General features: G+C 71.6%; 26 protein-coding genes and 9 pseudogenes. 19 read left to right on the plus strand and 16 right to left on the minus strand.

Going from position 1 to position 24926, the window contains the following annotated elements; genetic code table 11:
* Positions 1 to 238: hypothetical protein (locus ACZ8AI_RS12615; RefSeq protein ID WP_464858546.1), on the plus strand; the 238-nt coding region annotated here is incomplete at its 5' end.
* Positions 239 to 301: 63 nt separating this feature from the next.
* Positions 302 to 556 (plus strand): hypothetical protein, encoded by a 255-nt coding sequence (locus tag ACZ8AI_RS12620; RefSeq protein WP_464858547.1) that lies wholly within the window; start codon positions 302 to 304, stop codon positions 554 to 556.
* Positions 557 to 722: 166 nt separating this feature from the next.
* Here ACZ8AI_RS12620 and ACZ8AI_RS12625 read toward each other — a convergent pair.
* Positions 723 to 944 (minus strand): annotated as a pseudogene (locus ACZ8AI_RS12625) (glutaredoxin domain-containing protein); the annotation flags it as partial.
* A gap of 242 nt (positions 945 to 1186) precedes the next feature.
* On the opposite strand from ACZ8AI_RS12625, the gene ACZ8AI_RS12630 reads away from it, so the two are divergent.
* The 4 genes from ACZ8AI_RS12630 (at position 1187) to ACZ8AI_RS12645 (ending at position 3571) form a co-directional block, all read left to right on the plus strand.
* Complete coding sequence (locus ACZ8AI_RS12630) at positions 1187 to 1336, plus strand: helix-turn-helix transcriptional regulator (protein WP_464858548.1); 150 nt, start codon at positions 1187 to 1189, stop codon at positions 1334 to 1336.
* A 397-nt stretch (positions 1337 to 1733) separates the two neighbouring features.
* Positions 1734 to 1889, plus strand: a complete 156-nt coding sequence (locus tag ACZ8AI_RS12635; RefSeq protein ID WP_464858549.1) for a hypothetical protein — start codon at positions 1734 to 1736, stop codon at positions 1887 to 1889.
* A gap of 832 nt (positions 1890 to 2721) precedes the next feature.
* Positions 2722 to 3264, plus strand: coding sequence for a hypothetical protein (locus ACZ8AI_RS12640; protein ID WP_464858550.1), 543 nt, complete (start codon positions 2722 to 2724; stop codon positions 3262 to 3264).
* A gap of 100 nt (positions 3265 to 3364) precedes the next feature.
* The gene (locus tag ACZ8AI_RS12645; RefSeq protein ID WP_464858551.1) at positions 3365 to 3571 is read left to right on the plus strand and encodes a hypothetical protein; all 207 of its coding nucleotides are present in this window, start codon (positions 3365 to 3367) and stop codon (positions 3569 to 3571) included.
* 195 nt (positions 3572 to 3766) lie between these two features.
* On the opposite strand, the gene ACZ8AI_RS12650 is transcribed toward ACZ8AI_RS12645, so the two are convergent.
* From ACZ8AI_RS12650 to ACZ8AI_RS12670, 5 genes and pseudogenes are all read right to left on the minus strand, one after another.
* Positions 3767 to 4294 (minus strand): isochorismatase family protein, encoded by a 528-nt coding sequence (locus ACZ8AI_RS12650; protein ID WP_464858568.1) that lies wholly within the window; start codon positions 4292 to 4294, stop codon positions 3767 to 3769.
* A 177-nt stretch (positions 4295 to 4471) separates the two neighbouring features.
* Positions 4472 to 6251 (minus strand): annotated as a pseudogene (locus ACZ8AI_RS12655) (prolyl oligopeptidase family serine peptidase); the annotation flags it as partial.
* Complete coding sequence (locus ACZ8AI_RS12660; protein WP_464858569.1) at positions 6248 to 6385, minus strand: hypothetical protein; 138 nt, start codon at positions 6383 to 6385, stop codon at positions 6248 to 6250. The pseudogene ACZ8AI_RS12655 and the gene ACZ8AI_RS12660, both read right to left, overlap by 4 nt.
* A gap of 616 nt (positions 6386 to 7001) precedes the next feature.
* Positions 7002 to 7118, minus strand: a pseudogene (locus ACZ8AI_RS12665) (hypothetical protein); the annotation flags it as partial.
* Positions 7085 to 7678, minus strand: a complete 594-nt coding sequence (locus tag ACZ8AI_RS12670; RefSeq protein ID WP_464858552.1) for a hypothetical protein — start codon at positions 7676 to 7678, stop codon at positions 7085 to 7087. The gene ACZ8AI_RS12670 and the pseudogene ACZ8AI_RS12665, both read right to left, overlap by 34 nt.
* Positions 7679 to 7802: 124 nt before the next feature.
* On the opposite strand from ACZ8AI_RS12670, the pseudogene ACZ8AI_RS12675 reads away from it, so the two are divergent.
* Positions 7803 to 8998 (plus strand): annotated as a pseudogene (locus ACZ8AI_RS12675) (amidohydrolase).
* A gap of 154 nt (positions 8999 to 9152) precedes the next feature.
* Here the strand turns inward: ACZ8AI_RS12675 and ACZ8AI_RS12680 are convergent.
* Complete coding sequence (locus tag ACZ8AI_RS12680) at positions 9153 to 10043, minus strand: aminodeoxychorismate lyase (protein WP_464858553.1); 891 nt, start codon at positions 10041 to 10043, stop codon at positions 9153 to 9155.
* Positions 10044 to 10099: 56 nt separating this feature from the next.
* A complete protein-coding gene (locus ACZ8AI_RS12685; protein WP_071293782.1) occupies positions 10100 to 10450 on the minus strand; it encodes a tryptophan synthase subunit alpha in 351 nt (116 codons plus the stop codon).
* 22 nt (positions 10451 to 10472) lie between these two features.
* Between ACZ8AI_RS12685 and ACZ8AI_RS12690 the strand changes: the two genes are divergently transcribed.
* Entirely contained in the window at positions 10473 to 11030 is a 558-nt protein-coding gene (locus tag ACZ8AI_RS12690; RefSeq protein WP_464858554.1) for an 8-oxo-dGTP diphosphatase, read from the plus strand.
* Positions 11031 to 11055: 25 nt separating this feature from the next.
* On the opposite strand, the gene ACZ8AI_RS12695 is transcribed toward ACZ8AI_RS12690, so the two are convergent.
* The 4 genes from ACZ8AI_RS12695 to ACZ8AI_RS12710 all read right to left on the minus strand — a co-directional run bounded on the left by ACZ8AI_RS12695 (position 11056) and on the right by ACZ8AI_RS12710 (position 14650).
* On the minus strand, positions 11056 to 11340 hold the full coding sequence (locus tag ACZ8AI_RS12695; protein WP_464858555.1) for a hypothetical protein: 285 nt from the start codon (positions 11338 to 11340) through the stop codon (positions 11056 to 11058).
* A gap of 100 nt (positions 11341 to 11440) precedes the next feature.
* Positions 11441 to 12691, minus strand: coding sequence for an ABC transporter permease (locus ACZ8AI_RS12700; RefSeq protein WP_464858556.1), 1251 nt, complete (start codon positions 12689 to 12691; stop codon positions 11441 to 11443).
* A 407-nt stretch (positions 12692 to 13098) separates the two neighbouring features.
* A complete protein-coding gene (locus ACZ8AI_RS12705) occupies positions 13099 to 13668 on the minus strand; it encodes a hypothetical protein (RefSeq protein WP_464858557.1) in 570 nt (189 codons plus the stop codon).
* A 244-nt stretch (positions 13669 to 13912) separates the two neighbouring features.
* Positions 13913 to 14650 (minus strand): cation:proton antiporter, encoded by a 738-nt coding sequence (locus tag ACZ8AI_RS12710; protein WP_464858558.1) that lies wholly within the window; start codon positions 14648 to 14650, stop codon positions 13913 to 13915.
* A 253-nt stretch (positions 14651 to 14903) separates the two neighbouring features.
* On the opposite strand from ACZ8AI_RS12710, the gene ACZ8AI_RS12715 reads away from it, so the two are divergent.
* From ACZ8AI_RS12715 to ACZ8AI_RS12725, 3 genes and pseudogenes are all read left to right on the plus strand, one after another.
* Entirely contained in the window at positions 14904 to 16160 is a 1257-nt protein-coding gene (locus ACZ8AI_RS12715; protein WP_464858559.1) for an inorganic phosphate transporter, read from the plus strand.
* Entirely contained in the window at positions 16160 to 16456 is a 297-nt protein-coding gene (locus tag ACZ8AI_RS12720) for a hypothetical protein (RefSeq protein ID WP_071293787.1), read from the plus strand. The genes ACZ8AI_RS12715 and ACZ8AI_RS12720 overlap by 1 nt, the downstream gene beginning before the upstream one ends.
* Before the next feature lie 215 nt (positions 16457 to 16671).
* A pseudogene (locus ACZ8AI_RS12725) lies at positions 16672 to 18162 on the plus strand (aspartate ammonia-lyase).
* Positions 18163 to 18608: 446 nt separating this feature from the next.
* On the opposite strand, the pseudogene ACZ8AI_RS12730 reads toward ACZ8AI_RS12725, so the two are convergent.
* The 3 genes and pseudogenes from ACZ8AI_RS12730 to ACZ8AI_RS12740 all read right to left on the minus strand — a co-directional run.
* Positions 18609 to 18851 (minus strand): annotated as a pseudogene (locus tag ACZ8AI_RS12730) (YhjD/YihY/BrkB family envelope integrity protein); the annotation flags it as partial.
* Positions 18794 to 19390, minus strand: coding sequence for a YihY/virulence factor BrkB family protein (locus tag ACZ8AI_RS12735; protein WP_464858560.1), 597 nt, complete (start codon positions 19388 to 19390; stop codon positions 18794 to 18796). The pseudogene ACZ8AI_RS12730 and the gene ACZ8AI_RS12735, both read right to left, overlap by 58 nt.
* A 196-nt stretch (positions 19391 to 19586) precedes the next feature.
* The gene (locus tag ACZ8AI_RS12740; protein WP_464858561.1) at positions 19587 to 20054 is read right to left on the minus strand and encodes a hypothetical protein; all 468 of its coding nucleotides are present in this window, start codon (positions 20052 to 20054) and stop codon (positions 19587 to 19589) included.
* 65 nt (positions 20055 to 20119) lie between these two features.
* Between ACZ8AI_RS12740 and ACZ8AI_RS12745 the strand changes: the two genes are divergently transcribed.
* Positions 20120 to 20347 carry a hypothetical protein gene (locus ACZ8AI_RS12745; RefSeq protein WP_464858562.1) on the plus strand — a complete coding sequence of 76 codons (228 nt, stop codon included), beginning with the start codon at positions 20120 to 20122 and terminating at the stop codon, positions 20345 to 20347.
* A 47-nt stretch (positions 20348 to 20394) separates the two neighbouring features.
* Here the strand turns inward: ACZ8AI_RS12745 and ACZ8AI_RS12750 are convergent.
* Positions 20395 to 20778: pseudogene (locus ACZ8AI_RS12750) on the minus strand (MFS transporter); the annotation flags it as partial.
* 212 nt (positions 20779 to 20990) lie between these two features.
* On the opposite strand from ACZ8AI_RS12750, the pseudogene ACZ8AI_RS12755 reads away from it, so the two are divergent.
* The 7 genes and pseudogenes from ACZ8AI_RS12755 (at position 20991) to ACZ8AI_RS12785 (ending at position 24517) form a co-directional block, all read left to right on the plus strand.
* Positions 20991 to 21360: pseudogene (locus ACZ8AI_RS12755) on the plus strand (FKBP-type peptidyl-prolyl cis-trans isomerase).
* A pseudogene (locus ACZ8AI_RS12760) lies at positions 21360 to 22187 on the plus strand (aldo/keto reductase). The pseudogenes ACZ8AI_RS12755 and ACZ8AI_RS12760 overlap by 1 nt, the downstream one beginning before the upstream one ends.
* Before the next feature lie 97 nt (positions 22188 to 22284).
* Positions 22285 to 22641, plus strand: a complete 357-nt coding sequence (locus tag ACZ8AI_RS12765; RefSeq protein WP_464858563.1) for a hypothetical protein — start codon at positions 22285 to 22287, stop codon at positions 22639 to 22641.
* A 126-nt stretch (positions 22642 to 22767) separates the two neighbouring features.
* Positions 22768 to 23220, plus strand: coding sequence for a hypothetical protein (locus ACZ8AI_RS12770; protein WP_464858564.1), 453 nt, complete (start codon positions 22768 to 22770; stop codon positions 23218 to 23220).
* Between the two features lie 265 nt (positions 23221 to 23485).
* Positions 23486 to 23956 carry a hypothetical protein gene (locus ACZ8AI_RS12775; protein WP_464858565.1) on the plus strand — a complete coding sequence of 157 codons (471 nt, stop codon included), beginning with the start codon at positions 23486 to 23488 and terminating at the stop codon, positions 23954 to 23956.
* Between the two features lie 11 nt (positions 23957 to 23967).
* Positions 23968 to 24162 (plus strand): hypothetical protein, encoded by a 195-nt coding sequence (locus tag ACZ8AI_RS12780; protein WP_464858566.1) that lies wholly within the window; start codon positions 23968 to 23970, stop codon positions 24160 to 24162.
* Positions 24163 to 24256: 94 nt separating this feature from the next.
* Positions 24257 to 24517 (plus strand): hypothetical protein, encoded by a 261-nt coding sequence (locus ACZ8AI_RS12785; RefSeq protein WP_464858567.1) that lies wholly within the window; start codon positions 24257 to 24259, stop codon positions 24515 to 24517.
* Positions 24518 to 24926: the final 409 nt, after the last annotated feature.

Here is a 24926-nt window from a genome sequence, read left to right on the forward strand (position 1 = left end):
CCGGCGAGAACGTGTCTCGATGATCCGGCGGATCGGCCGCGCCAAGGCCCAGCTCGCGGCGGACTACGCGGCGCTGTCGCCTCGAACGTCGGCAAGGTCGTGTTCTTCGCGAAGCACCTCGACGTCATGGACCAGGCGGAGGAGGTCTTCGCACGCCGGGGCTCCGCACCGCCACGGTCCGCGGCGACCAGACGCTCGACCCAGCGGCACTTCGCCGAGATCGACTCCTTCGAACTGACCACCGTCGCCGTCATCGTCTGCCTCGCTGACCGCGGCGGGCGTCGGCCTCAACCTGGTGCAGGTGTCGTCGAACGTCGTGCTCGCCGAGCTGTCGTGGACGTCGGCGGAGCAGACCCAGGCCATCGACCGCGTGCACCGCATCGGGCAGGAAGAGCCGGTCACCGCGTGGCGCATCATCGCCGCGCAGACGATCGACACCAAGATCGCCGAGCTCATCGACTCGAAGGCGTCCCTGGCCGCCCGCGCGCTCGACGGTTCGGACGAGGAGCTCGTCGACTGGGCGACATCCAGCTCGACGACATGGCGGCGCTGCTGACCGAGGCGCTCGGGGGCTAGTCCGCGGCGGCTGGCGCCGCCCGGCGCGGCCTGGCGCGGCCTGGCGCCGCCCGGCGTGGCTCTGGCTCCGCCCGGTGCACCCGGCACGAACATCGCGCCCCCGTGGCTACGGGGCGCGATGTTCGTACGGGGGTGCGTGCCGTCCAGATGCGCGACTGGACCTCGGCGAGCGACGGGTTCGTCGCGGTGCTGCCGTCGGGGAACACCAGCGTCGGCACGGTCTGGTTGGGGCCGCCGTTGACCTCGGCGACGAAGAACTCCGCCGTGCCCGGGGTCTGCTCGATGTCGACCTCGGTGTAGGGCACGCCGGCCTTCGTCATCTGGTTCTTCAGGCGTGCGCAGTACCCGCACCAGGTGGTCGTGAACATGGTGACGCCGCCGGCTTCCGGCACGAACGCGTCGCAGGTGATCGTCTCGCTCGCTGGCCTCGAGGCTACTAGTCCTGCTGGGGGTCTTGTGCGGCTTAATCTACATAGGTAGGTTGAAGAGCATGCAACCGATCCAGCGCGTGACGGCACCCACAAGCTCGACGTCCTCGACGCCCTGCTCTCGAGCGACGGACCCGTGTGGGGCCTGCTCGTGACTCGCGCCACTCGGGCGACAGGCGGGCATGGTGTACCCGATCCTCGAACGCCTCGAGCGGCAGGGGTGGATCCGGTCGTCGTGGGACGACGCGGACCGGTCCGGACCGCGCCGTCGGCTCCACGAGTTACGGCCGACGGTGTCGAAGCCGCCCAGGAGCCTCGTGGCCGAGCGATGACCGACGCTGCCGGGGCAGCCCGCACCCTCCGTCCCGCACGCCCGAGCGGCTGGCCGGTGACCTCGTGAGCGCCCTCGACCGGCTCCTCGTGGACGCGGCCGTCGCCGTGTCGCCCGCCGCGCACCGGACCGCCCGCCGAGAACAGTGGGCCGCCGACGTCCGCGACGCGCCACGAACTCGACCTGTCGCCGACCGCACTCGCGTTCGGTGCGCTGACCACCGCGCTGTTCCACCGGACGCGCGGGCCACCGGATCCACCTGGGGGGAATCCATGACCGCACCACCGCTCGACGTCCGGCCCGCGCCCCACGATCCGCACGGTTCCCGTGTTGGTCGCCGTTGCGCTTCCTGTCGCTCGCCGCCGGCGCCTGGCTGATCCTCCAGCCGAACTACGGAGGTGAGAGCGAGTCCGATCGGATGTCGGCACGGCGGGCTCTGGACGCTGGTGTTCATCGTGCCCGGTACGGCGCTGACGCTGGCGGCGCTCGCGCTCCGCACCCCGATCGGCTTCGGCGACGTGTCGGGGCGAGCATGCTCGCCGCCGCGACCGTGACCGGCGTGCTCGCCCCACTGACCGCCGTGACCGCGGCGTTCCTGGTCCCGGACGATCCCGTTGTTCCTCGCGCTCGCGGGCTGGCTTCGTCGCCAGTCCGTCCGGCTCGGGGTTGGACCTGGTCCCTCGCCCTGTTGCCCGTGCCTGGTCCTGGCGCTCGACTGGAGCGGCACCCTGTACCAGTTCCCTGCCGCTCCGGTGGAGTCCGTTCGTCGTCGGGATGCCCGCGATGTCGGTGATCGCCGCCGGTGCTCTCGCGAGCCGGTTCTCCACAGATGCACCCACCCGGGTCGAGCAGCACCCGGAAGCCCTGGTAGACAAGAGCGCGTGAGCGACACGCACCTCGAGATCGAGCGAACCTACGACCTGCCCGAGGGCGGTGCCCTCCCCGACCTGATCGGCGTCGGCGGCGTCCTCCGCACCGACCACCAGGACCCCTTCGAACTCGACGCGACCTACTGGGACACCGAGCGCTACGACCTGGTGGCCGCGCGGGTGACCGTCCGCCGGCGCACCGGGGGGACCGGACGCCGGCTGGCACATCAAGCGCTCCGAGTCGGACACGGTCCGGCACGAGCAGCACTTCCCGCTCACCGACGACGCCGACGCCGTACCGGACGAGGTCCTCGCTGCGCTCTTCACAGAACGCCGTGGCCGCGGGCTGCGTCCGGTCGTCCGCATCACGACGACCCGCACCGTCACCCGGCTCCTGACGAGGACGGCGACCAGATCGCCGAGCTCGCCGACGACCAGGTCACCGCGCAGCGCCTCGACGACGACGCCCCGGAGACGCCGCGCACCTGGCGCGAGGTCGAGGTCGAGACCGTCGGTGGTGTCGACCCGCAGGTGGCGCACGAGCTCTTCGCGGCCCTCGACGGCCGCTTCGCGGCGGTCGGCGCCGGCCCCGCGGCGGTCTCGTCGAAGCTCGCCCGCGGCCTGGACGGCGCCCGCCGCCCGCCTCCGGTCCGCCGAGAAGCCCGAGAAGGGCACCGCGGCACGCGCGCTCACCAAGCGACTGCGCAAGCTCCGGTCGGGTCTCCTCGAACAAGAGGCACTGCTCCGGTCCGGCGGGCAGGCGGACCTCCGCGAGACGGCCGAGATCGCACTCGGCCTCGCCGCGGTGACCGGTTCGTACCGGCCCGCGTTCCCGGCGACCGAGACCGTCGACCGCGCGGTCGAGGCGGCCGAGGGGCTGGCGGTGACCGCTCGTGCCGCACTGGCCGACTACCTCGTCGAGCGTCTGGCCGCCGCGGGCGGGTCGACCCCGGCGCAGGACGCCCTGGTGGACGCCATGACGCGGGAACGCATCCTCGCCGCCACCCGCGAGCGCCGCGCCGTGGCCGTGCGGACGTCAAGTCGCGTTCCTGCACGGTGAACCGTTCCTCGAACTGCTCGACGGTGCTCGACGACGCCGTGGAGCGGCCGGAGCCGACCGCCTGGGGCCGCTGCGCTCGCCGAAGAAGGTCGCGCAGGACGTGTCCGCGGGTCGAGAAGCTCTGCGTCGAGAACTCGCGCGCGATGCCGTGGGTGAGGACGACGAGACCACCGCCGTGCTCGAGCGGGAGACCGCTGCGCGCGAGGCGACCGAGCTCGCGTGGCGTGCGGCGACCCGTGCGCGGAAGGCGATGGACGTGCTGCGCAGACGACGCGTTCCCGCATGCGCTGTGGACCCGCATCGGTGACGCCGCCGACGACCTCACGGAGCGGGTGGTCGCTGCACGCGCTCGACGTGCTGCGTGCACTCCGGCCTCGCCGAACGTGGCGGCGAGGGTATCGTTCGGGCACGGCGTGCTCGCCGGTGACCGGGTCCGCCTGGCCGAGGAGTCCTATGACGAGGCGGTGCAGGCGCTAACCGCGTGTGAGCGCCCGAGTGCGGTCTACGCGGTGAGCGGGACGGTCGCCGCTGGCGCGACGTCGAAGCGGCGGCCGGGGTACCGCAGCCCGCTCCAGTACATGTTCGTGTGCGCGATGACGTCCGCCGCCGCGATGACGGTGCCGCCCCACTCGGCATCGGTCGTGGTGTGGGCGTCCTCGACCAGGGTGACGCCGAAGCCCTCGGCGGCGGCACGCTGCGCCGTGGTCCGGACGCAGTAGTCCGTCTGCGTGCCGGTGACCACCAGCCGCCAGACGCCGAGGTCGGCGAGCACCACGTGCAGGTCGCGTGTCCGCGAAGGAGGTCCCGGTACGTCTTCCGGATGAGCGACTCGGCATCGAGCCGGACGAGCGGCGCAGCGAGCTGCCAGTCGTCCGGACCCGGGACGGGGAAGTCCTGTTCGTCCTGCACCCAGACCACGGGGACGCCCTTCGGCCCGCGCCCGTTGGACGAGCCCGTGGATCCGGTCGACGACCTGCTGCCCGTCGAGGCAGGGCCGGACGACCCCCGCCTGGACGTCGATGACGAGCACGGCGCGGTCGTCATCCGGCAGCGATCGGGTTCGCGTTCGCCGCTGCCGGTGCTGACGTCGGCGAGCCCGAGCACGTCGAGGAGCCAGGCGAGTTCGAACGCCCGCTCCTTCCACGAAGTCGTACCGACCGCTGACACCGCCGTGCCCGGCTGCCATCTCGGTCTTGAGCAGCACAGGAGCGCCGACCTCCCGGAGCTTCGCGGTCCACTTCGCCGGTTCGATGTAGAGGACCCGGGTGTCGTTGATCGACGTCACGGCGAGGATCTTCGGGTACTGCACGTCGTCGCGCACGTTCTCGTACGGGGTGTACTCGCTCATGTAGCGGTAGACCTCGGGGTCGTGCAGCGGGTCGCCCCACTCGTCCCACTCGATCACCGTCAGGGGCAGGTCGGGGTCGAGGATGCTCGTCAGCGCGTCGACGAACGGCACCGCGGCGAGGATGCCGGCGAAGCGTTCCGGCGCGAGGTTCGCCACCGCGCCCATCAGTACCGCCGGCGCTGCCACCCTCGGCCACGAGCCGGTCGGCGCTGGTGCGACCGGAGTCGATGAGGTGCGACGCCACCGCGACGAAGTCGGTGAACGTGTTCTTCTTCGTGAGGGTCTTGCCGTTCTCGTACCAGTGGCGGCCCATCTCGCCGCCGCCCCGGACGTGGGCGACGGCGAACACGACGCCGCGGTCGAGCATCGACAGCCGCATCACGCTGAAGCCGGGGTCGATCGAGTGCTCGTACGAGCCGTACCCGTACAGGTGCAGCGGTGCCGGCTGGTCGGCGTCGATCGCGTCGCGGCGCCAGACGAGCGAGATCGGTACGCGCGTGCCGTCGGCCGCGGTCGCCCAGTCGCGCTCCTGCACGTAGTCGGCGGGGTCGTAGCCGCCGAGGGCGGGCTGCCGCTTGAGCACGGTCACCTCGCCGGTCGCCAGGTCGAGGTCGCTGACCTCGGACGGCGTCACGACGAGGTGAAGCCGATGCGGAGCGCTGGTCCCACTCGGGGTTGCCGCCGAGTCCGGCCGAGAAGAGGGCCTCGTCGAACGGGACTCGTGCGCCTCGCCGTAGCCGTCGCCCTCGATCGGGATGATCGCGATGCGGGGAGCGCCTCGGACCGGTACTCGAGCGCGAGGTGTCCGGCGAAGGCGTCGACCGACTCGATGCGGCGTTCGGGGTCGGCGACGACCACCTCGGCGGTCGCGCTCGGAGGTCGGGTCGTCGGCGGGGACGTCGACGAGCTCGAAGTTCTCGGCACCCTCGTTGTAGTACGAGGAACCGGTCGCTCCCACCGACGATGGCGTGCTCGATCTCGTACTCGACCCGTCGCGGCGCGGCCAGACGACCTGGAACTCGCCCGTGGGATCGGCCGCGTCGAGCACGAGCGCCTCGGACGTGATCTTCGACCCGAGCTCGATGACGATGTACTGCGACGACCGGGTGACCCCGACGCCGACCCAGTAGCGGTCGTCCGGCTCCTCGAAGACGAGCACGTCGTCGGAGGCGCTGGTGCCCACGGTGTGGCGCCAGATCCGGTCCGGGCCGAGCCGTCGACCGTGGGGTGAGGAACACGTACCGGCCGGAGGGTCGAACGTCGCGCCGCTGCCGGTGTTCGGGATCTCGTCGCCGAGGTCCGTGCCGTTCGTCAGGTCGCGGACGTGCAGCGTGTACCGCTCGTCGCCCTCGACGTCGATGCCGTAGACCAGGCGGGTGCCGTCGTCGCTGATGTCGTAGGTGCCGAGCGAGAAGAAGTCGTGGCCGTCGGCGAGGGCGTTGCCGTCGAGGACGACCTGCTCCCCGGGGAGCGTGCCGGCACCTCGCCCACCGCGGGCGGGGTCCAGTCGTCGCGGCCGGCGATCGGTGCACGGCAGTGCACGCCGTACTGGCTGCCCTCGGCCGTGCGCGTGAAGTACCACCAGTCGCCCATCCGGACGGGCACGGAGAGGTCGGTCTCCTGCACGGTAGCCCTTCACCTGGAGAAGATCCGGTCACGCAGGGCGCCCAGGTGCTCGGTCTCGGCGTCGGTGTACGCGTTCTCGGCCTCGAGGTAGGCCAGGGTGTCCGGTGACTCCTTGTCCCGCAGCTCGTAGTCGTCGACGAAGTCGATGCCGTGGTGGGTCCTCGTGACCGGCCGCTTGGCGGCGGTGGGAGGGGGTGGCCTGTGCGTGCTCGCTGCTCACCACCCCACCCCTATTCGCCCGCTGTCGGACGGCGGCCTGGACGCGGTCGCCGAACGCGGCGAGTTCGTCGGCGGCGGCGACCGTCACCCAGGCGCGGTCACGGCGTCGTGCGGTGACGGACCGCAGGACCCCGGCGCGGCAGAGGTCGTCGGTCACCGCGTCCACCGTGCCCTGGTCGCCGTGCAGCAGCGCGTCGAGGCGGTCCTCGGTGAGCACCGGGTCGTCGGCGAGGGCCCGCCCGACCACGGCGTGTGGGCCGGCGGCGCACGGGCCGGTGCTCCGCTCCGCCGCGACCTCGTCGAGGAGCAACGCCGTCAGGGTGGCTTCGTCGCAGACGGTCCCGACCGCGATGGCGACGTCGCGCACCCACTCGTCCACTCGTCCGTCGCGGAACCGTTCCAGGTGCCAGAAGTAGCGGTCGCGTTCGGCGACGAGGGCCGTGGCGACGGGGACCGTGACGAACCGGGTGAGCCCGCGCCGCCGGAGCACGGCGGCGAGGAGTGCCCGGCCGATGCGCCCGTTGCCGTCGGTGAAGGGGTGGATCGACTCGAACTGGGCGTGGGCGATCGCCGCCTGTGCGACCGGGTGGACGTCGTCGCGGTGCAGGAACACGAACAGGTCGTCCATCAGGGCGGGCACCAGCTCCGGCGGCGGCGGCACGTACCGGGCGAGCCGCGGGTGCGTCCGCCGCCGATCCAGTTCTGCACGGTCCGGTACCGGCCGGCGTCGCGTCCGTCGACGGGGTCGTCCCGCAGCAGCCGGTGGTGCGCGGCGAGCAGCGACGACTCGGTGATCGTGCCGGAACCCGCCGCCGTCACGAGTCCGTCGATCGCCCCGCCGGCACGGACCATCGCGGTCGCGCTGGCGTTCGCACGGCTGCCGACGACGGCGCGAGCGAGGTCGTCGAGGCCGGCTCGCTCGTCCTCGATGCGGGAGGACGCGACCGCCTCGGTCCGGTCGAGCACCCCACCGAGCGCGGTGAGCTCTGCACCGTGCTGCGCGTCGAGCTCGCGGAGCGCCGCGGCGGCACGGTCGAGCACCGCTGCGGTGCCGGAGTCCGGCGTCCACCGGGCCCCTGCGATGGTGGGCGGGACCGACGCCCGGACCGCCGTGGTCTCGCGGTCGGCGCGAGGACCGCGGACGGTGCTGCGCCAGGGCACGGTCGTCGCGGTGTGCGACGGCCAGTGCCGGTCGTGTCGGTTCGGTCGGGTGTGCTGCATGTTCCTCCGTCGTCCGGGCGGGATCGTCGTGCTCCGACGGTAGGCAGGGAACACGCGGCGGCACCAGGAATCGGTATTCCACATGCATGACGGCCTTGTCACCGGGCCTCGCTAGCGTGGTGGCATGAGCAACCTCTTCGTCGTCACCAACGCACACGTGGTCCCCGTCTCCGCCCCCGAGTTCGACGGCACCGTCGTCGTCGAGCAGGGCAAGATCACCGCCCTCGGCGCGGACGTCGCCGTGCCGGCCGGGCTCGAGGTCGTCGACGCCGGCGGCGCCTGGCTGTCCCCGGCTTCGTCGAGTCGCACGGCCACGTCGGCATCCACGAAGAGGCGAACGGCGAAGCCGGCAACGACACGAACGAGATGACCGGGCCGAACATGGCCGGCGTCCGCGCGATCGACGCGATCGACATCGACGACGAGGGCTTCCGCGACGCACTCGCCGGCGGCATCACGTCCATCGTCGTCAAGCCCGGTTCGGGCAACCCGATCGGCGGCCAGACCGTCGCCATCAAGACCTGGGGCGGCCGGACGATCGACGAGCAGCTCATCTCCGACTCGGTGAGCATCAAGAGCGCGCTCGGCGAGAACCCCAAGCGCGTCTACGGCGGCAAGGGCCAGACCCCGTCGACCCGCCTCGGCGTCGCGAAGATCATCCGCGACGCCTTCGTCGAGGCGCAGAACTACCGCGCCGCGCGCGACGCCGCCGCCGCGAAGGACGAGCCGTTCGCCCGCGACCTCACGAAGGAGACGCTCGTCCGCGTGCTCGACGGCGAGCTCGTGTGGGACCAGCACACGCACCGCCACGACGACATCGCGACCGCCATCCGTCTCTCCGAGGAGTTCGGCTACCGCCTCGTCGTGAACCACGGCACCGAGGCGCACAAGATCGCCGACGTGCTCGCCGAGAAGGACATCCCGGCCATCTACGGGCCGCTGTTCGACGAGCCGCTCGAAGGTCGAGCCCGCGACCGCGGGATCCCGAACCTGGCGACCATCGCCGCTGCCGGGGTCCGCGTCGCGATCACCACGGACGCACCCGTCGTGCCGATCAACATGCTCGTCGACCAGGCGACCGCGGCCATGAAGGAGGGCCTGCCCCGGCAGACCGCGCTCGAGGCGCTCATGACCAACCCGGCCGACTTCCTCGGCTTCGGCGACCGCGTGGGCCGCCTCGCCGAGGGCTACGACGCCGACCTCGTGCTGTGGGACGGCGACCCCCTCGACGCCACCAGCCGCGCGACGCGCGTCTGGATCGACGGTGCGTCCGTCTTCGAGTGGGCCGACGGGACCGGCGTCACCACCCCGCGCTGGTAGCGGGTCACGACGGACCGGAGGCGCGGTGCCAGCCGGCACCGCGCCTCCCGTCCGTCACCCGGACGCGACCGCGACCCGCGACCGCGACCCGCGACCGCGACCCGCGACCGCGACCCGCGACCGCGACCCGCGACCGCGACCTCGCGCCCGGTCGTCAGACCTCGCGCGCCAGCAGGAAGTCGTTGATGCCGGTCGTGAGCGCCGCGTCGATGGTCCGCGCGTTGCCGTTGACCTCGCGGATGGGCGCCGCCTGCCGGACGCTCGACACGAGCCAGGCGGCGTCGGCCGCCAGGAAGTCCTCGACGGTCAGGAGCTCGTAGGCGGTCTCGATGCCCTCCTGCTCGGCGAACCGGAAGACGTCGGCCTGTGTGGTGCCGTCGAGGATCCCGATGTCGGTGCGCGGGGTGACGAGCCGGCCGCCGACCGACAGGATGAGGTTCGCGCGCGTTCCCTCGAGCACGTAGCCGTCGGTCGAGACGAAGACGGCGTCGTCCGCACCACGACGTGCTGCCTCACGGAGGGCCGCCATGTTCACCCCGTAGGACAGCGTCTTCGCGCCCTGCAGCAGCCACGGCGAGGTCCGCTCGACGTCGTGACGGTAGCCGCGGTCGAGCGTGACGACCGAGATGCCCTCGGTGCGTGCTGCGGTGGAGTCACCGGACGGCGCCGCGTACACCCAGCCCGTCGGCCGGTCGGTGCCCTCGACGCCGCGGGTCAGGACGGTCTTCACGAAGGCCTCACGGACGGGGTCGAGCCGCGCGCACACGGCCTCGATGGCCTGACGCCACGCCTCGGCGTCGGGGGCCGGCAGGTCGAGCATCGCGGCGGATCGACCGAAGCGCGCGATGTGCGCCTCGAGCGCCTGGGGGTGGCCGTCGACGACCGTGATGGTCTCGAAGACCCCGTCGCCCCGGGTGATCCCGAGGTCCTGCACCTGGATGTGTTCCTCGAGGGGCTTCGCCCACGTGAAGGCATCGGCCGCGGGGTCGTGCGGTGCGGCGTCGCGGGAGGGCTGGTTGAGGACGGCGAGGACGGTTTCGGTCATGGCCCCATCAAACCGCAGGCGTGTGACGAACGACCCGATGCCGTGCAGGGGACCGGTCAGCCAGCCTCGGGCAGCGCGCCCATCAGTTTCCACACCGCGGGCGTGAGCTCCGGGTGCTGCAGCGCGATGCGGCGGAGGCGGTGGTACTCCTCGCCCATCCGGGTGCCCTGTCCGGAGGCGGGGTGCATCGACCACTGCGCGCTCCGCTTGCCGATGGCCTCGTCGAGGTCGACGGCGTCCGCGCGCAGGATGAGCACGACCTGCTCGTCGACGGTGGGCAGCGTCGGCATGAACTCCCACGGGTCCTCGCCCTGACGGCTCCGGTGCTCGACGAGCATCGAGATCTCCTCGGCGGCCTCGGCGCGCAGCACTTCGAGGCTGCGCCCGGTCCTGCGGGGCTCAGCCATGGTGCCCCGCAGCACGCCTGCCATGGAAAAAGCCTACGCCAGAACTTCGGCCAGACTGGACACGTGGCCCTTCGCGACGAGAGCAAGTCCCAGCACCCCGCGGTGGTCGTGGTCTACCTGCTGCGCGACGACGGGTCCAGTCCGCAGGTGCTCCTGGGGGAGAAGCGCCGCGGCCTCGGCACGGGCCGTCTGGTCGGCCCCGGCGGCAAACGGGAGCCGGGGGAGTCCGCGGTCGACCGCGGTGCGCGAGGTACGGGAAGAGGTCGGCCTGCGGATCGAGGCTGCCGACCTGGAGGCACGTGGCACGTTGGACTACCGGTTCCCGTACCGCCCGTCCTGGTCCCAGGTCTCGGACGTCTTCGCCCGCCGCCGCTGGCAGGGCAGCCCGTCGGGCAGTGACGAACTCGAGCCCCGGTGGATCCCGGTCGACGCCGTGCCGTACGACGCGATGTGGGACGACGCGCGGTACTGGCTGCCGGGGGTGCTCGCCGGCGGCTCGGTCCGAGCGCGGTTCACGTTCGCCGAGGACAACGCGAGCGTCTCCGGCTTCACCGGCACCGGCGTCCGACCCGCGGTCTGATCCGGCGTCCGGAGGCGCAGCCGCCCTAGCGCGTGTGCGTGCGGGTGCTGCCCGTGCGGGCCTCTTCGGCGGCGGCGATGACCTCGGCGTCGCCGCTCCGGCCGCCGAGCGGGCGGACGAAGAAGTCGATGATGCCGAACACGATGGCGTCGATCATGGCGAACATCGCCCAGCCGACGAACAGCCCGGCGACGTTCCGGCCGTCAGCGGGGGCGAGCAGGACGCTCGCGGCGTAGAACCCGACCGTCAGCACGAGGAACACGACGACGACGGTGACGAGGACGCGGTGCCAGGCGATGCGGGGGTTCATGCCCCCAGGCTACTCCGCCCGCAAAACGCAACCGTGGCGGTTGCTCGCAGCGGTACAGCGCTGCGAGCAACCGCCGACGTTGCGTCTTGCGGGGCGGCGGCTACCGGTCCGCGTGCCGGCCGTGCGGGTGGTCGGGACGGGTGCGCGGTCCGGTCCCCGCGCCTCCCGGCCGTTGCGCCGGACCGGAGCGGTCCCCGTTCCGCACCACGGCGATGCGGCCGGTGGGCGTGGTCTCAGTCTCGAGGCCGTCCCGTCCGCCGGTGAAGACGTCGCCGCCGACGCGGGCGTCCTCCCAGTCCTCGTCGCGGAGCACGCTCAGCGTGCCGGTCTCCGTCGAGGTGAGGCCGTGGCGCTCGAGCTCGGCGTCGCGCTGCTTGCCGAGGAACTCGCGGTTCGCGGTCTGGGCGTCCTGGAACATCGTCGTGCGGCCCGTGACGATCGCGCGGATGCGGCGGTGCTCCCACCACTGCTTGCCGAAGTACATGAGCACCAGGCCGGCGGCGGCGTAGCAGGCCATCGTGATGAGGCCGCGGGCGGGGCCGGGGCCGACGCCGTACACCTGGTGCTTGATCATGTCGACCATGCTCGAACCGACCACGACGTGGTTGAGCCACGCGAACGGCTCCGGCATGAACCACTTCGGGTAGGCGCCACCGGACGACGGCATCGACAGGAAGACGAAGCAGATCATCGCGGGGGCGGCGATGAAGCGGCCGACGAAGTAGCTCAGCCCGTTGACGGCGAGGCCGATCGCGACGATCCAGCCCCAGGCGATGAGCACGAGCTGGATCCAGTGGCCGTGGATCGCGCCGAGCACCGGGCCGGCGAGCGTGTTCGTGATGAGGGAGATGACGAGGCCGCCGACGACGATGACGGCCATCCGGGTGCGGTGCCGGAGCGGGCCGCCCATGATGCCGATGAACATCGCGACCATGTAGCCGCCGATGCACCAGGCGAGCATGACGTACATCGCGACGGTGCCGTACTCGTCCCAGGTCGGCAGCGGCGCGAGCTCGGTGACCGTGGGTGCCGCGACCCCGATGCCGGTGAGGACCGTGCTCAGCGTGACGGGGACGAGCGAGGCGACCTGGAACTGGTGCGCGCTGGCCTTGAAGACCTCGTTCGTGCTCGGGTCGTAGGCGACCGCCATCGTGCCGGCGATCACGTCGTGCTTCGCCCGTGCGAGCGAGTCGTAGACGTGGAAGACGTACCCACCGGGGAGCGCCTTCTGCACCGCGGCGACGAGCGTCGGGTCGCTGCCGACCAGGGCGACGGGGACGTCGTGGGGGTGCGGGGAGTGGAAGGCGAAGACGTAGCAGAGGCAGAAGCCGACGATGAAGAAGAGCGGCATCCAGAGCTGGAGTCCGATCAGTTGCAGCGAGGGGTGCAGCGTGCTGAACCAGCGGCGGTACCGGCTGAGGCGCTGCGGCTCGGGGACGGCGCCTGCCGGTGGGGGCCGCCGCTGCCGGACCGGGCCGGACGGGTGCCGGCGACCGGGGCACCCCGTCGTGGCTTCGACCCACCGCGCGTGGAAGGGCGGGTCGTGCGCGGCTTCGGAGCGGAGTCCTTCCGCGGCCCCCCGTCGCGATCCGGGAGGTCGTTGTTCCTGGGGACGTCGTTCCGCGGCGTGCTCACTCGGCGATGCGCTCCTGTTCTGGGTCGGAGCGCCAGGATACGCTCGGCCCGCTCGGCGCGCGCCGGACGCCGTGCGGCCCCCGCTGCTGCGTCCGCGGGGGACCGGGGCTGCGTCGCCCCGCGTCAGGACCGGCTGCGGGACGCCTGGGCCGAGTCCATCGCGAGCTCCTCGGCGTCGAGCGTCACGAGCACGCGGCGCATGACCTCTTCGTCGAGGTTCCCCTTCTCGCGCTCCTCGAGCACGATCTCGCGGCGGCGGTCGAGCAGCTCCCGCCGGATGTCCTGGATCTGCGAGCCCCGGAGGCGGACCGGTGCGTTGCGCTCCTGGTCCTCTTCCTCTTCGGCGTCGCGGCGGAACGTCTCGGCCTGCCGCTCGAGCCGTGCCTTCAGGCGGTTGACGACGGAGTCGACGGCCACGTCGCCGTACTGCTTGGACCAGTCCGGGCGGCGCTTCTCGAGCAGTTCGATCGCGGCCTCGGTCGTGCGCTGGTTCAGGCGCATCTCGCTGCGGACGTCGGCGTCGTCCTCTGCCGGGTCCTGCACCTTGAGCGCACGGATGACGAACGGCAGCGTGAGGCCCTGCAGCAGGAGGGTGCCCACCGTGACGACGAACGCGATGATGAAGATGGTGTCCTGGGCGGGGATCTTCGTCGGGCTCACCACGACGGACACCGCGGCCGCGAGGGTGACCACGCCGCGCATGCCGGTCCACGAGATGACCGTGAGCTCACGCCAGTTGAGCTTCGGTTCGGCTCGTACCGCGCAGCCACCGCAGCGACGGGTGCCCGCGCGACAGCCGGATCCGGAGCGGACGGAGCCATCGACCGCTGATGCGGTTGCGGACGTACGACTCCGAAGACGAACAGCGGCCGGACGAGGATGACGACGACGAGCACCACGCCGGCCGCGGTCAGGGTCTGCGAGAGACTGCGCTCGCTCACGACGAGGTCGTGCACGACGGTGTTGAGTTGCAGGCCGATGAGGGCGAAGACGAAGCCCTCGAGGATGACGTCGATGCTCGTCCCCAGCGGGCGCCTTCCAGCCGGGTCGCGTAGCCCTCCTTCGGCGAGTTGTAGCCGATGTAGAGCCCGGCGGTGACGACCGCGATGACGCCGGAGCCGGAGAGGTGCTCGGCCAGGATGTACGCGACGAACGGCAGCAGGATGCTCATGATCGTCTCGACCACCGGGTCGTTGATGCGCATCCGGATCCAGTGCACCAGCACGCCGAGCACACCGCCGACGACGAGCCCGACGCCGATCGCCAGCCCGAAGATCCCGAGGTCCTGCCAGATGGTCAGCGACGTGCCGGCGATGATGAGCGTGAAAACCCGGACCAGGGTCAGCGAGGCCGCGTCGTTGATCAGGCTCTCGCCGGAGAGGACCGTCATCACGCGGCGGGGGAGCCCGAGCTTCCGTCCGATCGCGGCGGCCGACACGGCGTCCGGCGGGGCGACGATCGCGCCGAGCAGGATCGCCGCGGGCAGGGTCATGTCCGGGATGAGGAAGTACGCCACGACCCCGACGACCAGCGCCGTGACGATGACGAGGAAGATGCCGAGACGCCGGATCTGCTTGATCGACCCGCGGAAGCTCTGCCACGACACGTCGAGCGCGGCCGAGTAGAGGAGCGGCGGCAGGATCACCGTCAGGATCACCTCGGAGTCGATCTCCATCGGGGCAGCCCCGGCAGGAAGGACGCCGCCAGCGCGACCGCGGTCACGAGCAGCGGTGCGGGGAGCCCCAGGCGCGGGCGAAGCCGGTCACCACGAGCGATCCGACCAGCAGGATGAGGAGCTCGACGGTGTCCATGACCTCCATTCTCCCAGAGGCATGGGTCCACGGCTGTACAGACGTGAAGGGCCGGTGAACACCAGGTTGCGAGCAGGGTTTGCCCTCGGACCGCCTGATGAGGAACACTTGCCCGCGGTGGACATCACACTCATAGTCGTCCTGGTCATCGCGTTGGCCCTCTTCTTCGACTTCACAAACGGTTTTCACGACACCGCCAACGCGATGGCGACACCGATCGCCACCGGTGCGATGAAGCCCAAGGTCGCCGTCACGGTGGCCGCGGTGCTCAACCTCATCGGTGCGTTCCTCAGCACGGCGGTCGCGACGTCGATCTCGCACGGCTTGATCAACGAGGGACCCGGTGGCGTCGCCATCAGCCCCGAGATGATCTTCGCGGGGCTCATCGGCGCGGTCGTCTGGAACATGATCACGTGGCTGCGTGGCCCGCCGTCGTCGTCGTCGCACGCGCTGTTCGGCGGTCTGATCGGAGCCGCGATCGTCGGTGCCGGGTTCCAGGCGGTGAACTACGCGGCGCTCCTGACGGTCGTGATCATCCCGGCGTTCCTGTCGCCCGTGATCGCCGCGCTGGTGTCCTTCCTGTCGACGCGCATCGCGTACCGGATCACCCGGCGCCCGGTGTTCCCGAACGAACGCGGCGGGTTCCGGATCGGCCAGGTCTTCATGAGCTCGATGGTGTCCCTCGCGCACGGCACGAACGACGCGCAGAAGACGATGGGCGTCATCACGCTGACGCTCATCGCGTCCGAAGCACAGTCGTCGAACCAGGGCGTGCAGTTCTGGGTCATCGTGGCGTGTGCGCTCGCGATCGCGCTCGGCACCTACACCGGCGGCTGGCGCATCATCCGCACGCTCGGGTCGGGCATCACCGAGATCCGCGCCACGCAGGGCTTCGCCGCGGAGGCGTCCACCGCCGCCACGATCCTCGCGTCGAGCCACCTCGGCTTCGCGCTGTCCACCACGCAGGTGTCCTCCGGCTCGATCATCGGCGCCGGACTCGGTCGCCGCGGGTCGAAGATCCAGTGGTCGACCGCGGGCAAGATCGTCATCGCCTGGTTCATCACGCTGCCGGCCTCGGCCGCGGTCGGGGCCGTCGCCTCGGGCATCGCGCGCTTCGGCGTCGTCGGGCTCGTGATCGACGCGGTCGTCGGTGCCGTGGTCATCCTGGGCCTGTACCTCTGGTCGCTCCGGAAGCCGCACGAGCAGGCCGCCGCGATCGAGGTCGACGTGGCTGCGAACGCTGTCCTCACCCGCAAGGAGCTGCGCGACCTGCAGCGGAAGAAGCGCGCGGAGACGGTCGCCGCCCGCCGCGCCGAGCTCAGCCGTGAGCGCACCCTGCGCCGCATGGCCGGACGCAAGGGAGGCCGTCGCTGATGGGCATCGACTGGCTCGCCTTCCTCACCGTCGCGATCGTGGCCCTCGTCGGCGCGTGCTTCGTGGTCACCGTCTACTCGGTCGGCCTCCGCTTCTGGAGCGCCGCCGACACCCGCGCCGGCAAGTACACCGTGAAGGACGACGGCACCGTCGGCCCGGCCACGAGCGGCTTCCCGCTGCCCGGCAACACGCCCCCGGGCGTCCGCGTCTTCCGCGCCCTGTCGGTCGTCTGCTTCGCGATCTGCGCAGCAGCGGTGCTCTACGGCATCTACCTGATCGTCCCGCAGTTCCACTGACACCGGTCGCGTGACGCGACCTGGCGCCGGCCTGGAGGCGCGGTGCCAGCCCGCACCGCGCCTCCAGGCCGTCCGTGGTCGCGTCTCACGCCGCATCGAGGGAGCAGGAATCGTCGGGTCCGGCGCACCCACCCGACGATTCCTGCTCCCTCGACGACGCGCCCGCCCGTGCCGGAGGCGGGAACCGACCGGCCGGACGGGCTAGCCTCGCAGGCGTGACCGGCAACGAAGCAGCACAGGCCCCTGACCGCGCGCAGACGCGCACCGAGACCGACTCCCTGGGATCGCGGGAGGTCCCGGTCGACGCCTACTGGGGCATCAACACCCTGCGGGCGCTCGAGAACTTCCCGATCACCTCGGTGCCGATCGCGGTGTACCCGGACCTCATCGAGGCGCTCGCGATGGTGAAGCAGGCGGCGGCCCGGGCGAACAAGGCGATCGGGGTGCTCGACGCCGAGCGTGCCGACGTGATCGACCGTGCCGCGCAGGAGGTCCGCGACGGTGCGCTGCGTGACCAGTTCGTCGTCGACGTCGTGCAGGGCGGCGCCGGGACGAGCACGAACATGAACACGAACGAGGTCCTGGCGAACCGGGCCCTCGAGCTCCTCGGCCGCGAGAAGGGCGGACTACGGGGTCCTCCATCCGATCGACCACGTGAACCGCAGCCAGTCGACGAACGACACCTACCCGACGAGCGTCAAGCTCGCGATGATCCTCGGGGTGCAGCGGCTCATCGGCGAGCTCCGAGCTGCTCTCCGGCGCGTTCGCGGAGCGGGGCCGGGCGTTCCAGGACGTCCTCAAGGTCGGGCGCACGCAGCTGCAGGACGCCGTGCCGATGACCCTCGGGCAGGAGTTCACCGGGTTCGCGCACACCATCCAGGAGGACGTCCTCCTGCTCCGCACCGTGATGCCGCTGCTGGCCGAGACGAACCTCGGCGCGACGGCGATCGGCACCGGCATCACCGCCGACCCGCAGTACCGCGACGAGGTGCGACGGCAGTTGCAGGTTGTCACCGGGCTCGACATCGTCACGGCGCCCGACCTCATCGAGGCGACGAGCGACGCCGGCGCGTTCATGACCCTGTCCGGCACCGTGAAGCGGAGCGCGGCGAAGCTCTCGAAGATCTGCAACGACCTGCGGCTGCTTGCGCCGGCCCGCAGGCGGGACTGGGGAGATCACGCTGCCCGCACGGCAGGCGGGGTCCTCGATCATGCCCGGCAAGGTCAACCCGGTGATCCTGGAGGTCGTCAACCAGATCGCGTTCGCCGTCGCCGGTGCCGACACCACCGTGACGATGGCGGCCGAGGGCGGGCAGTTGCAGCTCAACGCCTTCGAGCCGATCATCGCGCACTCGATCCTGCAGTCGCTGGCGTGGATGGCCCTGGGCTGCGCCAACGCCCGGGAGCACTGCATCACCGGCATCGAGGCGAACGAGGCGAAGCTCGCGGCGCAGGTCGACACGAACGTCGGCGTCGTCACGGCCCTCACGCCGTACATCGGCTACGCGGCCGCGGCGTCGATCGCGCACACGGCGCTGACGACCTCGACGCCGATCGCGACGCTCGTGGTCGCGGCCGGGCTGATGGAGGAGGACCAGGTGCAGCGGGTACTCAGCCCCGCGCGGCTGTCCGGCATCGAGCTGGCGACGGGCGCGATCCCGGTCATCACCGAGGAGATGCTGGACCGGGCGGCACGCGAGCGCTGACGGGCTCCCTGCTTCCTGCCTTCGCAAAACGCAACTGTGGCGGTTGTTCGCAGCGGAGTACCGCTGCGAGCAGTCGCCAACGTTGCGTTTTGCGGCCGCGGCCGCGCGGACGCGCGGACGCGCGGATGCGCGGCCGCGCGGCCGCGCTCAGGGCATCGGGGGTTCGCCGACGGCACCTGCCGCGACAGGTCGCGCAGGTGTTCCTCGGTCGGCGCGGCGGCTCCGCCAGCCCTCGGCACGCTGCGCCGCCGCGTCCGGACCTGGTGCGCCGCCGCGATGTCCTGGTCACGCCAGCGCGCGAGCGTGAAGTTCCGGGTGACGTCGCGGAGCGGCAGCCGGATCGACTCGTCGGCCTCGATGCCGGCGAGGAGCTGCCGCATCCGGATCACCTCGGAGTCGAGCTCACCGCCGACGACGAGCACGAAGTTCGAGATGTACAGGTAGACGAGCAACAGGATCGCGCCGCCGAGCCACCCGTACGCCTTGTTGCTGCCGCCGATGGTCTCGACGTACAGCGTGAACCCGACCGTCGCCAGGGCCCACGCCACGATCGCGAAGCCGGCACCCGCGGACACCCAGCGGAGCTGCGGCGTCTTCACGTTCGGGGTCGCGTAGTACAGCGTCGCCACCATCACGACGAGGTCCGCCGCCAGGACCGGCCACTTCGCGACGTTCCAGACGTCGTCGATCCACGGCGCCCACCCGAGCTGCCGATCACGGCCGCCGAGATCGTCGGCGTGCCGAGCAGGATCATGATCGCGATGGCACCGCCGACCATGATGAGCAGCGGGACGAGGAGCATCATGCTGCGGAACTTCCAGATCCGCCGCCCTTCCTCGACCTCGTACGCGGTGTTCATCGCCCGCCCGAACGCGGTCGCGTACCCGGACAGCGACCACAGCGTCAGCACGACGCCGATCGTGAAGCCGAGCCACGGGTTGTCGAGGGTGAGGAGCTGCCGGAGCGGCCCCTCGAGGTGCTGCGCCGTCTCCGGCCGCACGATGAACCCGAGCACCGCGATGATGTCGGACAGGCTGTCGCCCTTCCGGTCCACGATCGACAACGCGGAGACGACGGTGAGCGTCGTCGGGAAGACGGTGAGCAGCGCGAAGAACGTGAGGGACGCGGCCGCGTCGACGACACGGTGCCGGATGACCGAGTGGTAGGTACGCCGGACCACGGCGCGGACTCCCGTCCGCTGGAGGTCGCGCGATGCGCTGTCCGGCATGCGTTGTACGGTACCCGACACGTGACGGCCTGGAGGCGGGGGGCGGCGCTGCCACGCGCCTCCAGTCCGGCCCTCGGTCGGGTCTCGTGCCCCGCCCCTTCGGCACAACGCAACCGTGGCGGCTTGCGCGCAGGGGAATGTCGCTGCGGGCAGTCGTCGAGGTTGCGTCTTGCGGGGGTGAGGGCGGCGGAGGCCGTCAGTTCGCGTGCGGGCGCAGGGCGTCGTAGCGGCGGAAGGACGGCACGAGGCGGAGGAGCAGCGCGACGAGGCCGATGATGAGCACGCCGCCGATGATCGGCGGGTACGCGATGCCGGCCGCGACGACCAAGCCCGCGTAGAGATCGCCGAGCCGTGGGCCACCGGTGACGACGACGATGAAGATGCCCTGCAGTCGGCCGCGCATCCCGTCCGGCGACGCCGCCTGCAAGATCGTGTTGCGGAACACCGAGCTGACGTTGTCCGCACCACCGGCCGCGGCGAGGAACAGTGCCGCGAGCCCGAGCGCGGGCAGGATGCCCACGGAGAACGCCTCGCCGGAGCGACCGCCGAGCACGTGTGCCAGCGCGATGACGACCTCGAAGGCCGCGATCGCCACGCCGTAGGCGGTGATCGCCCGGCCGACGGCCTCGCCCTGTCGTCGGACGCCCAGCGGTCCGGAGAACACGCTCGACAGGAGGCGCGATCGCGTAGGCCGCCGTCAGCGTGCCCACCGTGATGGAGCCGCCGCCGATGACGAGCGCGCCGATCGCGGGGAAGAGCACCCGCGGCTGCCCGAACGTCATCGCGACGATATCGAGCACGAACGTCATCCGTGATGTTCTTCGACTTCCGCAGGAACTTCGCGCCCTCGACGAGCGAGCCGAGCCCGGGGCGGAGCGCACCGTGGTCGGCGGCCATCCGCGGCAGGGTGAAGACGCCGAGGAAGGCGAAGGTGAAGAGGACGACGTCGATCGGTAGGTCGGCGCGAACCCGACGCTCGCGATGAGGACCCCCGCGACCGCCGGGCCGACCGTGACCTGGAACCCCGACGCGATCCCACCCAGGGCGCTCGCCGCGGGCAGCAGGTCGGTGCCGACCAGGCGCGGCACGATCGCCGAGCGGGAGGCGTTGCTGACGGTCGCGGCCACCGCGTTCACCGCCGCGAGCACGTAGAGCAACAGGACGCTGTGCAGGTCGAGCCAGGCGTGCGTCGCGATCAGGGCGACCGCGACCCAGGCGATGATCGACGACACGAGGGCGACGAGGCGCCGGTCGAAGGCGTCCGCGAGCATGCCGCCGTACAGGCCGGCGACGATCATCGGCAGCAGGGCGATGACGCCGACGAGCGCCACCGCGAAGGTCGAGTGCGTGATCTCGTAGACCTCGAGGCCGACCGCCATGGTGGTCATCTGCGTGCCGATGCCGGCGATCGCGGTACCGGCCCAGAGCCGGGCGAAGGCGGGGAGCGGCGGGAGTGGGGTGAGGTCGGCGAGGATGCGGCGGCGCGGCGGTGCGTCCTGCGGGGGGAGTCGATGGTGTCACGGTGGAACCATTCTGGTGCCTGTCGGGGCCGGACGGGGGCTGCGGCGCCGGGACCGCGCTCTCTGGTTGACTGGCGGGCATGACTGACCTGAACAGCAAGCCCGAGTTCGACGCCCTCGAGGGCCCCGCCCCCACCGAGCTCGTGATCACCGACATCGTCGAGGGCTCCGGCGACGTCGCCAGCGCCGGCTCGACCGTCAAGGTGCACTACGCCGGCGCCGAGGACGAGACCGGCGAGGAGTTCGACAGCCCTGAACCGCGGCGAGCCGATCGACTTGCCGCTCGCGGCGCCGCGTGCGCGGCTGGCAGGAGGGCATCCTCGGCATGAAGGTCGGCGGACGCCGCAAGCTCGTCGTGCCGCCGGAGCTCGCCTACGGCCCGGCCGGCGGCGACACTTCCTCTCCGGCAAGACCCTCATCTTCGTGATCGACCTGCTCGGGGTCCGCTGATGCAGGTCGGTGCCCCGACGATCGAGCTGAACGACGGCCACCGCTTCCCGGAGCTCGGCCTCGGCACGTACGGCCTGAACGGCGACGAGGGCGCGGCGCGGTCGGCACCGCCATCACCGGCGGCTACCGGCTGCTGGACACGGCGCTCAACTACGGCAACGAGGACGCCGTCGGTCGTGCCGTCCGAGAATCCGAGGAGGTGAAGTGCGAGGACCTCGTCGTCACGTCGAAGCTCCCGGGTCGCCACCACGGCTACGACGAGGCGCACCGCTCGATCGACGAGACCCTCGGCAACCTGGGGCTCGACAGCGTCGACCTGTACCTCATCCACTGGCCGAACCCGTCGGTGGACAAGTTCGTCGACACCTGGAAGGCGTTCGTCGACTCCCGCGACAGCGGCAAGGTCCGCTCGATCGGCGTCTCGAACTTCACGCCGGAGCACCTGCACCGCATCGTCGACGCCACCGGTGTCGCCCCGGCCGTGAACCAGGTCGAACCAGACCCGTATTTCCTGCAGGCGGCGCTGCGGAAGGTGCACCAGGAGCTCGGCATCGTCACCGAGAGCTGGAGCCCTCGCGAAGCGGTCGGAGCCCTCTCCGAGCAGCCGATCGTCGACGCGGCGGCGGCCCACGGCGTGACGCCGGGCCAGGTCGCCCGCCGGCACGTCCAGATCGGTGCCGTCCCGGTGCCGAAGTCCGGTGACGCGGCCCGGCAAGCGCGAGAACCTCGACGTGTTCGGCTTCGAGCTGACCGACGACGAGGTCGCGGCGATCTCCGGGCTGAGCTGCCTCTGGGACGGCGACCCGGACACGCACGAAGAGATGTAGTCGTCCCCACGGGATGGACGGAGCGCACCGCGCCTCCCGTCTCCTGTGTCGGTCCGGCGGACTACACTTGACACCCCTCTTTCCCGAAGGGTTGTGTGTGTCCGAACTGACCGAGATCGACCGCGAGCGCGGCTACGTGGACGGGCTGTTCGCCCGGCTCGACGAGCTGACCGCCGAGGCCGAGCAGCGACTCGCCGAGAGCCGCCGACAGGCGGTCGGCGGCAACCACCAGAGCCGCAGTGAACGCGACGCGTTCGCGCGGCTCTACGAGGACACCATCGCCACGCTCGACCGCGTCGGCGACCGTCTGTCTTCGGTCGGCTCGAGGTCTCCGAGCCCGACAGCGACGAGGACGCGTTCCGCTACATCGGCCGGGTCGGCCTGCGGGACGCCGACCACCGCCCGCTCCTGCTCGACTGGCGCGTCCCCGGGGCGAGCGCGTTCTACCAGGTGACCGCCGCGCACCCGATGGGCATGCGGGCGCGCCGGCACCTGACGCTCGACGGCCGTGCCGTGGTCGGCATCGAGGACGAAGTCTTCGACGCGAGCCTCTACGACGACGAGCGGACCCACCTGCGCGGTGGGCGCGCTGCTCGCGGCCGTCACCGCCGAGCGCACCGGCCGCATGACCGACATCGTCGCGATGATCCAGGGCGAGCAGGACCGGATCATCCGCTCCCGCTCGAGGGCGCCTTCATCGTGCAGGCGGCCCCGGCACGGGCAAGACCGCCGTGGCGCTGCACCGCGCCGCGTACCTGCTGTACTTCCCCGTACCGCGAGCGGCCTGGGCTCCGGCGTGCTCGTGGTCGGGCCGTCGCCGGCGTTCCTCACGTACATCGAGCAGGTGCTCCTGTCGCTCGGCGAGACCGGCGGGGTCGATGGCCATCGCTCGGCCTCGCTCTACCCGGGCGTGCACGCGACGAAGCTACGACCGGCGCGAGGTCGCCGCGGTGAAGGGCAATGCGCGCCGAGATGGCGCAGCTGCTCCGCCGTGCGGTGCGCTCCCGGCAGGTCGTGCCGACCGAGTCCGTGACGCTCGACGCCGAGGGCGAACGCCTCGTGGTCCCGCCCGGCCCCGTCGCCAGGCGCCATGAAGCGCGCGCAGGACTGCGCGGCAGCAAGCCGCACAACGCCGCCCGCGTCACGTTCAACAAGATCGCGCTCGACGCGATGACCCGCCTGCTCGCCGACCAGCTGCGTGAGCGCGGGACGGCAGCTGGACGAGGCCGACGAGAAGGTCCTGCGCGAGGAGCTTCATCCGCTCAGTCGTACGACGCCCGCGTCCTGCTCAACACGGCGTGGCTACAAGCTGCCGCCGGAGAAGCTCCTCGAGGACCTCTACGCCTCGGCCGAACTGGCCGGCGTCCCTCACCCCGCACTGGACGCCCGAGCGCCGCGCGCTGCTCGAACGCGGCCGTGGTGCCGGCTTCACCGTCGAGGACGTCCTGCTCCTCGACGAGGCCGCCGAACTGCTCGGACCGTTCGACCCGACCGGCGGCGCCGCCAAGCGTGCGGCGAAGGCGAGCCGCAACCGCGACATCGAGAACGCGCGCCAGGCCATCGAGAACATGGGCGTCGAGGGCATCGTCACCGCCGAGCAGGTCGCCGGCTCCTTCGCCGAGGGCGGCGACGCCCGCAGCACGGCCGAGCGCGCCGCCGAGGATCGAGAGTGGACCTACGGCCACATCGTCGTCGACGAGGCGCAGGAGCCTCTCCCCGATGCAGTGGCGGATCCTCGCCCGGCGCAACCCGCTCCGCCCCTTCAATGATCGTCGGCGACATGGCGCAGGGCTCCCTGCCCGGGGCCGCCCGCACCTGGGACGACGTGATCGGTGCCCTCGCCCGTCGCCGTCGAGGTCGTGCGCCGCAGATCCCGATCGAGCACCGCATCGAGCAGCTCACCGTGAAACTACCGCACGCCGCGCTCCATCGTCGAGGCGGCGGGGGGCCTCTTCGGCGGACGCCGCCGGCCTGACGGCTCACCCGGAACGAGGCCGTGCGCGACGGCGACCCCGTCGAGCGGGCTTCAGCCGTCGCGCGCGCCGAGGTGTTCGACACCGTGGCTCCGGGTGGTCGACGCCGAGCGCGACCGGATCGGCAGCGGCACCATCGGGGTCATCGTGCCCGAGGCCGACGCCGACGCGATCCGGCAGCGGCTCGCCCGGACCGAGGCCGACGCGGTCGCTCGGGTCGCCGCGGGCGGGGTCCGTCACGGTGCTGACCGGTGCCGACGCCGAAGGGCCTCGAGTTCGACGGCAAGCTGCCTGGTCGACCCGGAGCGGGTCGGCGCGGACGCCGCCGTGCGGCGGCCGCGGTGTATGTCGCGATGATCGCGCCCGACCCGACGGCTGACGGTCAATACGAAGATGGGCTGAGGGCCGGCGCCCAGCTAAGCTGCCCGCACCCGCCTCTGCCCTCGGCTCCGCACCCGCCTCGCCCCCGCCTCGCCCCCGGCCCGTACCCGCCTCGCCCCCGGCCCGTCGAGGAGCAGGAACGTCGCTCGGCGTAGACCGACTCGACGGCTTCTGCTCCTCGACGCGTCAGGACGGGTCGCTCTTCGGACCGCACCCGGGCGACCAGGTCGGCCCACGGTCCGTCCAGGCGTCGGCCGGGGTCGTCACGGCCGCTTGCGCGACCGTGATCGTCCACGTGAAAGCGGCGCACGAAAACGCGAAAGCGTTTCACGATAAATGCGAAAACGGCTAAACACCTGAAATTCCGAGGGCTGAACGAAGCATA

Source organism: Curtobacterium sp. AC273 (genome assembly GCF_979253735.1).